The organism is Thiocapsa bogorovii (assembly GCF_021228795.1).
GTDB classification, from domain to species: domain Bacteria; phylum Pseudomonadota; class Gammaproteobacteria; order Chromatiales; family Chromatiaceae; genus Thiocapsa; species Thiocapsa bogorovii.
On the sequence record NZ_CP089309.1, the window covers coordinates 2988534 to 3000989 of the forward strand.

11 protein-coding genes are annotated in these 12456 nt (G+C 66.7%); 6 read left to right on the forward strand and 5 right to left on the reverse strand.

Annotated features, from left to right (window positions below; all coding sequences use genetic code 11):
- Window positions 1-36: 36 nt before the first annotated feature.
- The 5 genes from LT988_RS13545 to LT988_RS13565 are packed head-to-tail and all read left to right on the forward strand — an operon-like array spanning window position 37 to window position 7010.
- The gene (locus LT988_RS13545; RefSeq protein ID WP_232406097.1) at window positions 37-1212 is read left to right on the forward strand and encodes a Glu/Leu/Phe/Val family dehydrogenase; all 1176 of its coding nucleotides are present in this window, start codon (window positions 37-39) and stop codon (window positions 1210-1212) included.
- A 17-nt stretch (window positions 1213-1229) separates the two neighbouring features.
- Entirely contained in the window at window positions 1230-2156 is a 927-nt protein-coding gene (locus LT988_RS13550; protein WP_269752044.1) for a 2-oxoacid:acceptor oxidoreductase family protein, read from the forward strand.
- Entirely contained in the window at window positions 2153-3397 is a 1245-nt protein-coding gene (locus tag LT988_RS13555; protein WP_232406099.1) for a transketolase C-terminal domain-containing protein, read from the forward strand. Before LT988_RS13550 ends, LT988_RS13555 begins: the two co-directional genes overlap by 4 nt.
- Complete coding sequence (locus LT988_RS13560; protein ID WP_232406100.1) at window positions 3394-4311, forward strand: thiamine pyrophosphate-dependent enzyme; 918 nt, start codon at window positions 3394-3396, stop codon at window positions 4309-4311. The genes LT988_RS13555 and LT988_RS13560 overlap by 4 nt, the downstream gene beginning before the upstream one ends.
- Window positions 4308-7010, forward strand: coding sequence for a bifunctional acetate--CoA ligase family protein/GNAT family N-acetyltransferase (locus LT988_RS13565; protein ID WP_232406101.1), 2703 nt, complete (start codon window positions 4308-4310; stop codon window positions 7008-7010). Before LT988_RS13560 ends, LT988_RS13565 begins: the two co-directional genes overlap by 4 nt.
- A 103-nt stretch (window positions 7011-7113) precedes the next feature.
- Here LT988_RS13565 and LT988_RS13570 read toward each other — a convergent pair whose 3' ends face one another.
- Window positions 7114-8271: a GGDEF domain-containing protein gene (locus tag LT988_RS13570; protein WP_232406102.1), complete on the reverse strand. Its 1158-nt coding sequence runs from the start codon at window positions 8269-8271 to the stop codon at window positions 7114-7116.
- A gap of 318 nt (window positions 8272-8589) precedes the next feature.
- Here LT988_RS13570 and LT988_RS13575 point away from each other — a divergent pair, with 318 nt between their 5' ends.
- Window positions 8590-9513: a hypothetical protein gene (locus tag LT988_RS13575; RefSeq protein WP_232406103.1), complete on the forward strand. Its 924-nt coding sequence runs from the start codon at window positions 8590-8592 to the stop codon at window positions 9511-9513.
- On the opposite strand, the gene LT988_RS13580 is transcribed toward LT988_RS13575, so the two are convergent.
- The 4 genes from LT988_RS13580 to LT988_RS13595 all read right to left on the reverse strand — a co-directional run bounded on the left by LT988_RS13580 (window position 9413) and on the right by LT988_RS13595 (window position 12332).
- Window positions 9413-10057 carry a LutC/YkgG family protein gene (locus LT988_RS13580; protein ID WP_232406104.1) on the reverse strand — a complete coding sequence of 215 codons (645 nt, stop codon included), beginning with the start codon at window positions 10055-10057 and terminating at the stop codon, window positions 9413-9415. The genes LT988_RS13575 and LT988_RS13580 overlap by 101 nt on opposite strands.
- Window positions 10054-11463, reverse strand: a complete 1410-nt coding sequence (locus LT988_RS13585) for a LutB/LldF family L-lactate oxidation iron-sulfur protein (protein ID WP_232406105.1) — start codon at window positions 11461-11463, stop codon at window positions 10054-10056. Before LT988_RS13585 ends, LT988_RS13580 begins: the two co-directional genes overlap by 4 nt.
- A gap of 184 nt (window positions 11464-11647) precedes the next feature.
- Window positions 11648-12085, reverse strand: a complete 438-nt coding sequence (locus LT988_RS13590) for a type II toxin-antitoxin system VapC family toxin (RefSeq protein ID WP_232406106.1) — start codon at window positions 12083-12085, stop codon at window positions 11648-11650.
- Window positions 12072-12332 (reverse strand): AbrB/MazE/SpoVT family DNA-binding domain-containing protein, encoded by a 261-nt coding sequence (locus LT988_RS13595; RefSeq protein ID WP_232406107.1) that lies wholly within the window; start codon window positions 12330-12332, stop codon window positions 12072-12074. Before LT988_RS13595 ends, LT988_RS13590 begins: the two co-directional genes overlap by 14 nt.
- Window positions 12333-12456: the final 124 nt, after the last annotated feature.

The window sequence follows — 12456 nt, forward strand, 5'->3', positions numbered from 1 at the left end:
TGCACTCCCCCGATCGCCCCGCCTGGCCTATGCTTTGTGTATGAGCAGCAGGTGTTGCGTCGATTCTTCGGGGGTACCGTGGAAAACTGCTTCGTTTTTGCCGACACGCTCGGCCCCGCGAAAATCCTGCATGTCTACGAGCCGTCGATCGGGCTGCGCGGCATCCTGGTCGTGGACAACGTCGCTTGCGGTCCGTCGATCGGCGGGCTTCGGATGGCCGAGGACGTGAGCGTCGAGGAGTGCTTTCGACTTGCCCGCGCCATGACGCTGAAGAACGCGGCCGCCGGTTTACCGCACGGTGGCGGCAAGTCCGTACTGTTCGGCGATCCTCGGATGGAGAAGGCGCGCAAGGAGACGCTGATCCGTGCCTTCGCCAAGGCATTGCGTACCGAAGAGGACTATATCTTCGGCCCCGACATGGGCACGGACGAGGAATGCATGGCCTGGGTCAGGGACGAGATCGGCCGCTCGGTGGGTCTGCCAGAAGAGATCGGCGGCATCCCGCTCGACAAGATCGGCGTCACCGGCTGGGGCCTGCTCAAGGCCACCGAGGTCGCTCTGGAGCATGGCGGTTTTCCGCTGAAGGGCGCACGCGTCGTGGTCCAGGGCTTCGGCGCCGTCGGACGCAATGCGGCGCGCTTTCTGACCGATGCCGGCGCTGTCCTGGTCGGCGCTGCCGACTCGCAGGGCGCGATCCATGACCCCGAAGGCATCGAGGTCTCGGCATTGATCCAGCTGAAGGAGGAGGGCCGCAGCGTCTCCGACCATCCGCGGGGAGAACGACTCGATCGCGACGCGGTGATCGGTCTGCCCTGCGATGTCTGGATCCCGGCGGCGCGCCCGGACGTGGTGGACGCCTCGAACGTGGACCGGCTCCGGGCGCGGCTGGTGGTGCAGGGGGCCAATATCCCCTTCACCGCGGAGGCCGAGCGGGCGCTCCATGCGCGCAACGTCTTGGTGGTCCCCGACTTCATCGCCAACGCCGGCGGGGTGATCTGCGCGGCCATGGAGCTGCGCGGTGCGACCGAAACCGCGGCACTCCAGGCGATCGAGGAGAAGGTCCGGCGCAACACCCGCATCGTGCTCGAGACGGCGAGGGCGCGGGCGATCACGCCGCGCCAAGCCGCGGTGGAGCTGGCCGAGGCGCGGGTGCGAAAGGCAATGGGGTTGCGCCGCTACTCGCTCTTCTCCTGCGCGCCGGGATACCTCTGATCGGCGAGGGGCGAGCCATGGTCCGCATCCGATTTCACGGTCGAGGCGGTCAAGGGATGAAGACCGCGAGCCGCATCCTGGGCAGCGCCTGCTTCCTCTCCGGGTACCAGGTGCAGGATGCGCCACGCTACGGTGCAGAGCGACGGGGTGCTCCCATCTTCGCCTATGTCCGGGTGGACGACCGGCCGATTCGCGAGCGTGGCATCATCGTCTGTCCGGATTTGGCGGTGGTCGCCGACCCCTCGCTGATCTCGGTTCCGGCTGCGGGGGTCCTGGCCGGACTGGATGCCCACAGCGTCCTGCTCGTGAACAGCCCCGAGGCGCCCGAGGTCTGGCGGGACCGCTTGGGACTGGCAGCGACCCCGATCTGTTTTCAGCCCGCCGATATCCTTGCCGGCTCGCTCGCGGATCGTGCTGATCTGCCCGTCATCGGCGCGGCCTGCGCCGCGGCGGCTGCACGTGTATTGGGCTTCGTGTCGCTCGAGCGCTTGGAGCAGGCGATCCGGGACGAGTTGGCCGGATTGGGTACGTCCGTCCTGGAGCGCAACCTGGCGCAGGCGCGGGCCGCCTTCGAGCAGCTCGCCTCCCGGTCCGGCTGCGTCACGCCCGCACCAGCGGCGGATGCCGACCTCGCGCCGGACTGGGTCGATCTGCCCTTCGAGGACGCGCGCATCAGCGCCCCGGTCATCCACGCCGCACTCACCAGCGAGGCGGTCCCGACGGGGCTCTGGCGGACGCTGCGTCCGGTCATCGACGAGGGCCGCTGCAACGGGTGCTGGTGGGTCTGCTCGGCCTTCTGTCCGGACGGAGCCATCCGGGTCGAGGACGGCAGGCCGAAGATCGACTACGACCACTGCAAGGGTTGCCTCGTGTGCGTGGCCCAGTGCCCGCCGCATGCCATCGACACGATCCCCGAGGCAGACATCGGGAGTGCGCAGCCATGACCGGAATGCTCTTGACCGGCAACGCGGCCGTCGCCCGGGGCGCACGCCTCGCGCGGGTCGACTATGTGCCTGCCTTCCCCATCACGCCCCAGACGGAGATCATCGAGGCCCTCGCGGGTTGGATCGAGAGCGGTGACATGCTCGGCCGATGGGTCACCCTCGAGTCCGAGCATGCCATGCTGACCGCTGCGGGCGCGGCGGCTGCGACCGGCGTTCGGGTCTTCACGGCCACCTCCAGCCAAGGGCTCCTCTATGCGATGGAGATGCTCTACACGGTTGCCGGCTGGCGTGCCCCATTTGTTCTCGCGAACGTCTCACGCGGGCTCGCCACACCGATCACGCTGGAGCCGGACCACAACGACATCCTCGCTGCGCGCGATTGCGGCTTCCTGCAGATCCATTGTGCGACCTGTCAGGAGGTCCTGGACAACCTGCCGATCGCCTATCGGGTCGCCGAGGATCCGCGGGTCAGACTGCCGGTGATCGTCAATCTGGACGGCTTTTATCTCTCCTTCACTCGAGAGCCCGTCGTGCTGCCGGAGCCGCAGGAGGTCGACGCCTTCCTGCCGCCCTTCGAGGCCCGCGACATCCGGTTCCGCGCCAGTCAGCCGGAGAGCCAGGCGGTGGCGGTGCTGGGCGGCGGTCCTTACTCCTACTTCCGATACGAGACCCACCTGGCCGCCCGAAACGGCCTGCAGGTCTACGCGGAGGCGGGCGCCGAATGGGGCGAACGATTCGGTCGTGTCTACGATGTGCTGGATCTCTATCGCAGCGAGGACGCAGAGATCTGCTTTGTCATGATCGGCTCGTTCGCAACCAAGGCGATGGCCGCCGTGGACGCCCTGCGTGCGGCCGGGCGACGGGTCGGACTGGTTCGACCGCGCCTGCTGCGACCCTTCCCGGCAGAGGCGCTGCGGCAGGCCCTGGTCGGAAAACGCGGGGTTGCGGTCGTCGATCAAAACCTGTCGTTCGGTTTCGGCGGGGTGCTCCACGGCGAGCTGTGCTCGGCGCTGTATGGGCTTGCCGATGCACCGATTCTGCTGAGCTTCATCGGTGGTTTGGGCGGTCGGGACATCGCGCAGTCCGAGCTCTTCGAGATGGCGCGTCTCGCCGCCGCCGCGGACCGGGGCGAGGCGCCGCCGCCGCGCCTTCTCTACACCCAGGAGGAGCTGCGCGAGGTGCGCAAGCTCCAGACCCTTGCGCATGCAGAGCGCAACCGTCTGGAGGATCCAGGATCATGAGCGAAACCCGCTTTCACAGTGTCAAAGACCTGCCTTCCGCCCGCCTGCTCGGCACCGGCACGCCCATGTGCGCCGGCTGCGGCGGGCTCCAAGCCCTGCACCAGATCTACAATCTGCTCGGAGGACGATCGGTCTTCGTCAACGCCGCCGGCTGCATGACGCTGCTCTCCGTTTATCCCTTCACGCCGTTTCGGGGATCCTGGCTCTACACCGCCATGGCCTCGGCGCCGGCCGGGGCGCAGGGTGTGCGCGATGCGCTCGACATCCTGATCGCACAGGGTCGCATGCCGCCCGAGGAGGATCTTCAGGTCGTGGCGCTGACCGGCGACGGCTCCGCCTACGGCATGGGCCTGTCGGCCACCTCCGGGGCGATCGAGCGCGAACTGGACTTTCTCTACATCGTCTACGACAACGAGGGCTACGGGAACACCGGTCAGCAGACCTCGCCGGCCACACCTCACGGCGCTCGCACCGCCACATGCCGAGGCCCCGGCGGCTTCGCCGGCGAGAAGAAGGACCTCTTCGCGATCTGGTGCGCCCACAAACCCGCCTACGCGGCCACGCTCGTCGGGGCGGAGCCGCTGGACCTGGCGCGCAAGGTCGAAACCGCCCTCTCCATCAAGGGACCGCGACTGCTGCTTGCCCTCGCGCCTTGCCCGACCGGGTGGGACTTCGATCCGCGCCACACCGTCGAGATCGGCAAGCTCGCGGTCAAGACCGGCCTCTGGCCGCTCAAGGAGTATCGCGAGGGCCGGGTCGTGCACACGAAGCCGCCGATGCGACGTGTACCTGTGGAGCGCTATCTGGAAACCCAGGGACGCTTCCGTCATCTCTTCGAGCCGACACGCCGCGACGATCGGATCGCCGAGATTCAGGCTCGCGTGGATGCCTATTGGGAGGCCGTTGCGCCATGACCGCAAGGCATCTGGATGCCCTCTTCAATCCCCGCTCGATCGCCTTGGTCGGGGCCAGCGACACACCGGGGTCGATCGGGGCCGTGCTCGCCGCGAATCTGCTCGACGGGGCCTTCAAGCAACCCGTGATGCCGGTCAACCCACGACACGCCAGGATCGCGGGAAGGCGCTGCTTTTCCGACCTGGAACATCTCCCGCACACCGCCGACCTCGGCGTGGTCTGCACCCCGCCCGACGCGGTGCCGGAGATCGTCGCGGCCTTGGGTCGACAGGGTGCGCGGGCGGCGGTCATCGTGACGGCCGGGTTCGGCGAGGTCCGCGAGGCCCGCGGCAGTGCGCTCCAGCAGGCGCTGACCGAGGCCGCGCGTCCTTACGGGCTGCGCATCCTGGGCCCGAACTGTGTCGGTCTCCTGGTCCCGCCCATCGGGCTGAACGCGAGCTTCGCGCACCGCTCCGCGCGGCCCGGCAACATCGCCTTCGTCGCCCAATCCGGCGCCGTCATCACCTCCGTCATCGACTGGGCGGACGCCCGCGGGATCGGCTTCTCCTGTCTGGTCTCGCTGGGCGACATGGCGGATCTCGACTTCGGCGATCTGCTGGATGCCTTGGCCGGAGACCCGGGCACCCGCGCCATCCTGCTCTACATCGAATCGGTCGGCGATGCACGCAGCTTCATGTCCGCCGCGCGTGCCGCGGCGCGGATCAAGCCGGTGGTGGCGGTCAAGGCCGGGCGGCACGCGGAGGGCGCACGGGCCGTCACCTCCCACACCGGGGCGCTCGCCGGCAGCGACGCGGTTTACCAGGCCGCCTTTGAGCGGGCCGGCATCCTGCGGGTCTTCACCTTGGCCGAGCTGTTCGACGCGGTGGAGATCCTGGCCTTGGCCCGGCCGGCACCGGGCGATCGGCTGGCCATCTTGACCAACGGGGGCGGCGTCGGCGTGCTCGCAACCGACGCCCTGATCGACGAGGGCGGACGGCTCGCGACCCTCTCGGAGGCGACCCTCGCCGCGCTCGACCGCTTCCTTCCGCCGACCTGGTCTCACGGTAATCCGGTGGACATCATCGGAGACGCGGACGGGACACGCTATCGCGAGACGCTTGCGGTGCTGCGCAGGGATCCGGGCGCGGATGCGATCCTCGCGATGCACTGTCCCACCGCGGTCGTCTCGGCGCGCGAGGCGGCCGAAGCGGTGGCCGAATCCCCGTCCGAGTCAGGCGGTCCGCTCCTTCTGACGAGCTGGGTCGGCGACGGGGCCATGAGCGAGGCGCGCAGGCTCTTCGCGGATCGGCACATCCCGACCTACCCGACCCCGGAGCAGGCGGTCCGCTCCTTCATGTACCTGGTCCGCTACCGCCGCAGCCAAGCGCTCTTGACCGAGACCCCGCCGTCGCTCCCCGACATTTTCTTGCCCGATACCGCCGCGGTCGCCGCTCTGGTCGCCGCGGCCTTAGCCGAGGGGCGGAGCGGGCTGACCGAACCCGAGGCGAAACGGGTGCTCGCCGCCTACGGCGTCGCCGTGGTGACGACGCGCTCGGCCGGATCACCCGAGGAGGCGGCGCGGATTGCCGCCGAGCTGGGCGGGCCGGTGGTGCTCAAGATCCTATCGCCGGACATCGGCCACAAGAGCGACGTCGGCGGCGTCGTGCTCGACCTGATCGGCCCAGGCGCCGTGCTCGAGGCCGCGCGTGGCATGTCGGCGCGAATCCGCGAGAGCCATCCGCAAGCCCGCATCCAGGGCTTTGCGGTGCAGCCCATGGTGCGACGTCCCGGCGCCCACGAGCTGATCGTCGGAGCCGCCGAGGACGCCCAGTTCGGCCCCATGATCCTGGTCGGTCAGGGCGGGACCGCGGTCGAGGTACTCGCGGACCGCGCGATCGGATTGCCGCCGCTGAACCTGCGGCTCGCCCGAGAGCTGGTCTCGCGCACCCGCATCTGCAGGGTGCTGAAGGGCGTGCGCGGTCAGCCGCCTGCCGACCTGGACGCCTTGGCCCTCACGTTGGTGCGGGTCTCCCAGCTCGTCATCGACATCCCCGAGATCCGGGAGCTGGACATCAATCCACTCTTGATCGACCCCTTCGGTGTCGTCGCCCTCGACGCCCGGATCACGCTGGCCACGTCTGCCGGTCCAGCGGCGCGGCGCCTCGCCATCCGCCCCTATCCGAAAGAGCTGGAAGAAGAGATCCGGCTTCCCGACGGGCGCCGCCTGCTCCTCAGACCGATCCGCCCCGAGGATCAACCGGCCCTTCACGCTGCCTTCGCCAAGCTCAGACCGGAGGAGGTGCGACTGCGCTTCTTCGCGCACCTGCGAGAGCTCGATCCTGCTGCCGCCGCGCGTCTGACCCAGATCGACTACGAGCGCGAGATGGCCCTGGTCCTCAGCGAACCCCGCGATGCCGGGACGCAGGAGATCTACGGCGTTGTGCGCTTGATCGCAGACGCGGACGGCGGACGCGCCGAGTTCGCGATCATCGTCGGCCGACCCATGACCGGACGTGGCCTGGGCAAGACGATGATGCGTCGGATCCTGGACTACGCCCGAACGCGCGGCATCTGCGAGGTCTGCGGCGACGTACTCCGCGACAACCGCGTCATGCTCGGCCTCTGTAGCGCGTTGGGATTCGAGCAGTGGCGTGACCCCGACGACCCGAGTACGGTGAAGGTGTGTCGCGTGTTGGAGCAGCCATCTCCCGGCCCGTGAGCCTTCGGATGATCGATGGTGCGCGATTCAACCTGAGAAGGCGTGGGGGAACCTCGAACGGTTCCGCAAGGCGCTGCACAATGCCGAAGGGGTGGGGCTGGATTCAAGGCGCGACGGTCGCGACCTGATTTCGCCCTTTGCGTTTTGCCTCGTAGAGCGCCGCATCCGAAGCACGTATCAGATCCGCCGGAGACGCGACGGACGCATGATCCGACGATGCGACACCCAAGCTGACGGTCACGCGCTCGGCGATCGGCGAGGACTCATGCGGCAGGTTTAGGTCCCAGACGGCCTTGCGGATCCGCTCTGCGACCTTTTCCGCGCCGAGCACGGTCGTTTGCGGGAGAACAAAGGCGAACTCCTCTCCGCCGATTCGCGCGGCGGCGTCACCCGGTCGCTGCAGGGCGGACGCCATCGCCTGTGCGACGCCGACCAGGCAACGGTCTCCCGCCGGGTGTCCGTAACGGTCGTTGTAGGCTTTGAAATAGTCGACGTCGGCTGAAATGACGGCAAGGGTACCGCGGTTGCGATCGGCTCGTTTCCATTCGCTCCCGAGCTGCTCTTCGAAACAGCGCCGATTGCCGATCCGCGTGAGCTCGTCGAGACGCAACATCTCCTGAAGAGCCGAGCCCTCCGCAAGCGACGACGCGAGCCTCAGGCGCATGTCTGTAGCCTCGCGAAACAATCGCTGTACCCGGGCGTACGAAGACAGCATGGCGATGCCGAACACCAGGATCATCAGCCCCATGATCACATGCACACGGTCGCCGAGAACGAGCATACTGAAGGTGATGGGCAGCACGATCGGGATCGCAAAACAGGGGTATGCACGATTCAGTGGCGAGAGCAGCGGGACACCCCCCGCGACCATTCCGCCGAGTACGAAGGCAAGAAACACCTGATGCGTGAAGGATGTCGGATGAAACAGGGCGATCCCGGCTCCTCCCCAAACGATCCCCGCCGCGCACGCCCCCGCCACGAAATTTCGCCTCCAGACCGCGTCCTCGACGCGCCCCCGACGCTGCGGGTTCGAAAATGCGCGCAGGTTCAGGAACCGAAACGCGGTTACCGAAACAAGACAGGCCAGCCAGATGAGTAAAGTCGTCTTCCGAATGCCTCCCCAAAGAACGCCGGTGAGGATGAGAGCGTTGATCAGGCTCACCACCAAGGCGATCGGGAGCTGTCGATAGGCTTGTTCGATCAGCGCGGAGAGAATTGCGGACTCTCTCGGGCCGGCGAGGTCACGGCGTGCAGGTTCCAAATGAGAACCTCCTACGGCAGGATTCGGTGGTTTGAGACGCCTCTCGGCCGCCGTGCTTTCTCTTATGTCGAGCCGCCGTCGCCTTCTCCGGCGGCCCGAGGCATCAGACCGGCCACCCAAACCTTCAGATGCTCAGCGCCAGGTCGCGCGAACGTCGGAATTGCGAACAAGGTATCACCGGTGGCGGCAGTGACCAGCAGCGTGCCGGAAATGCGGTTCCTCCACCTTTTGGCGTAGAGTCTACTGCGTTTTCTAAGGTCTCGCTGATTTGAGCTGACACCCGAAGCATCGTCGTCGTGTCGGCGCTATCATCAAGCCATGAGCACATTGCGCGCGTCCATGGCCGAGCACGGTTTCGAGTCCAACGACGACTACGACTTTCAGGTGCGTTGTCTCCTGAAAGGGGCGCCGAATCGGATTCGTACCTTAAGCATCCAAGGCGACGGCGAGCGCCGGAAGACGGCCTTTGCGACCGCGCTCGCCCATGCCCTCGATACCCCGCACATCCTCTATCACGACTTCTCGGACGAAGAGCCCCCCAGACCGGAGGTGATCTTGCCGCCGGGTACCGACGAGTACGGACGCAAGGCGTCTCCGGTCGACCCGCTCGACGACATCGTGAGCCAGGCCTGTGCGCTGAGCGAGGCCGAGTCCACCGTGTTGATCCTCGACCAGTTGCAGGCAGCCGATTTCCGCGAGCACATCCGGGTACACCGCTTGATTCGCGACCGGCGCTGGCTGGTGCGCGACGCGCCCTACTACGCCAACCCGCGCAACCTGCTCTTGTTCCTGATCAGCGAGGCGCCGCTCTACCACTCGCTGCAACGCGAAAGCTTCCGGGTTTGGGTCGGTCGGGTGTCCGAGCGTCGGGTGACCTTGAGTCCCGAGGAGTTGGGGCTCGGTGTCGACGCGGCGCCCTTGCTTGATGCCCTTAACGACCTCTTTTGCGCCGTTGACGCTTCACCGACACGCAGCGAAGTCGCTCGGCTACTCGAGGATCTCATCTCAGAAACTCAGGTCCGTTCCGCTTTGCCATGCGTTGTGTGGCTTCCTTTTGTTATCGGCGATCGCAGGTGTCGGCTATCTGCATCTGACATCGGATGCTCGATCGGTCGAGGGGTCAAGCGGCTGCGGGACATCATCAATCCACCAGCACCACATGCAACCGTCGCGGCCCATGCGCGCCGAGCTGGATGGTCTGCTCGATGTCGGCCGTGCGCGAGGGGCCCGAGACGAGGTTGACGGCCCGCGGCATGCCGTCAGTGCGCTCGCGCAACGCTGCCCAAGCGTCCTCGAAGTGCCGGAGGATCCGCGTGGTCTCCAGAATGACGACCTGGTTGTCCGGGACGAAGTTGTGGGTGGTCGGGCTATCGGGCGACGCGAGCAGCATCAGGGTCCCGGTCTCGGCGATCCCCGCGAAGGCGGGGCTCACCGACAGGGTCTCTTCAATACCGGCGCGGTCGTGATGGATGATCCAGTCCGCGGGCCAGACGAGGTCACTCAACCCTGCGCCGACAGCGGCGCGTGCCGCGATATCATGTGCCGAGCGGAATGTCTCCACAGCGTCCGGGACCTGCGCTCGGCCGGTCACGCGAGCGACTGTGCCCGAGCGGCTTTCGAGCTTGCGGATGAAGCGAGCGGTCAGATCTTCATCGAAGAGAGGGCGGAGATGCCGGACCGGTGTGGCGATAAGCGCATCCAGGGTTGCGCGCGTGGGCGAGGCGAGTGGTCCGCGCCCCCGTGCGCGACGCACGGCATCCAGAATGTCCTCTCGAGCGCTGCTCATGACTGCCCTCGCTCGGTTTGCCAGCGTTCCAGGAAGGTTCGGCCCGGCGGGGCGGGGAGGTCGCGGCCTTCCGTCCATCCGCGGGCTCCCGGCAGGCTGAGGATGCGACCTGCACGACCGCCGATCCGGGCGAGCAGACGCGCCGCCAGCCGCTCCAACACATGGTAGAGCTTCGGTCGCGTCGCCAAGAGACGCCAGGCGGCGAGTGCGTGGCGTTGGCGACGGGGCGTGATCGCCTGCTTGAATTGTTCGTGGCGCAGCCGGCGCAGGAGATCGGGCAACGGGATCTTGACCGGGCACACCGAGGCGCATCGGCCGTTCAGTGTACAGGCGTTGGGCAGGTCGTAGGCGGCGTCCAGGCCCTTGATCAGCGGGGTCAGCACCGAGCCCATCGGGCCAGGATAAACCCAGCCGTAGGCATGACCGCCGATGGCGCCGTAGACCGGGCAGTGATTCATGCAGGCGCCGCAACGGATACACCGCAGCATCTCCCGAAAGGGTCCGGCGAGCATGCGGGAGCGGCCGTTGTCGACCAGAACGACATGGTACTCCTCCGGCCCGTCGAGATCCTCCGCCCGTTTCGGGCCGGTGGAGATCGTCGTATAGGTCTCGGTCTCCTGCCCGGTAGCGCTGCGCGCGAGCAGACGCAGGAAGAGCGTGGCGTCGTCGAGTGTGGGGACGACGCGCTCGATGCCGGCGGTGACGATGTGCACTCGCGCCAGCGTCTGGGTGAGATCGCCGTTGCCCTCGTTGGTGACGATCAGACTGGAGCCGGTCTCGGCGATCAAAAAATTACCGCCGGTGATGCCGACATCGGCCTGAAAATAGCGCTCGCGCAGCGCCAGGCGGGCCGCATCGACCAGATCCGCGATCTCGGTCAGACGCGGTCCGCCATGGGCCTTCTCGAACAGATCCGAGACCTGCTCGCGGGTCTTGTGCACGGCCGGGGCGATGATGTGCGAGGGCGCCTCGCCCGCGAGCTGGATGATGTACTCGCCCAGATCGGTCTCGACCACGGCGAGGCCGGCATCGATCAGGGCCGTGTTGAGACCGATCTCCTCCGACACCATCGATTTGCCCTTGGTGACGGTGCGCGCATCCACGCGTTTGCAGATGTCGAGGATGATCCGGCGGGCCTCGGCATCGTCGCGTGCCCAGTGGACCTGTCCGCCGGCCGCGACGACGGCCGCCTCGTAACGCTCCAGGTAGTGATCGAGATGGTCGAGGACGTGGTCCTTGAGCGTCGTGGCCGCCTCGCGCAGGACCTCGAACTCGGACAGCTCGGCGACCTGGACCGCGCGTTTGGCGACGAAGCCATCTCGTGCCTTATCCAGCGCCTGCTGGAGGCTGGCGTCGTGGAGCGCTGCGACCGCACGCGGCTGAAATTCGTGTGAGCGAATGTCCAATGACCGTGCCCTCGAAGGCTATCGTTGAATAGATGTCGGATCAGTGCAGGTTCATCCGACGGATGAGTCGTCGTTTCGTCCTCGCTCCTCCTACCCATTTGGTCATCGCATCGGTCAAGCAGTCCGGCTTCGACTGATCCATGCCGACGCATCTCTGCCTATTAGTCTTCAGGTCGCGGCTGGATCAAAGCGGGTGACCGGGTTTGCCGACTGGCACGACAACGGCCGGGGTCGTGCCGAGACGCTGCGCACGCCGGGCAAACCGACGCTCGTCGAAGGTATAGAGCGCTTCACAGTGGCTGCAACCGGACAGATGCAAGGAATCGGCGAAGTCTATGCTCCGCTTGAGCAGAGAGAGGGCATTGGCGACTCGCTCTGACTCCTCGACGTTGACGTTCGCCAAGCCCAACAGATGCTCCATGACTTGGACGACCTTCACGGCGTCAAACCGATAGAAGGCGCGGAGCACCCATTCCAGCTCCAGAATCACGGTGAGCGGGACGAACAGGCTGGAGTGACTGGTCAGAATCTCGTAGGCGATGGGTCGCTGTTTGGCGGCTTCCGGATCACCGGGATCATCCACATAGAAGCGGGCCAGGATATTGGTATCAAGGGCAATCATCGCCGATCTCGCGCATGGATTCAGCGATATCGAAGTCGGTCAGGCGCCGCGTCCCCGGCTGATCGCATTGCAGTAATCCATAGCCGTCTTCGGGGCGCGTCCGCTGGATCGTACGAAGGGGCCTGATACGGATACTGTCGCCCTCCAGTTCGAAGTCGAGCTTCGTCCCCGGCTCGATTCCAAGCCGATGCCGGATCGCCGCCGGGATGACGACTTGCCCCTTGTCCGAGACGGTGACTGTCGACATTGCTATGGCCTCTTGTCTTACACGGTAAGAGCTGCAGTCTAACGAATCGGCGGCGGTCCGCAAGTCCAGCGATCCAGTGTGGCACCGAACGCATCCGGTCGACGGGATCGATGTCGAATCGCGG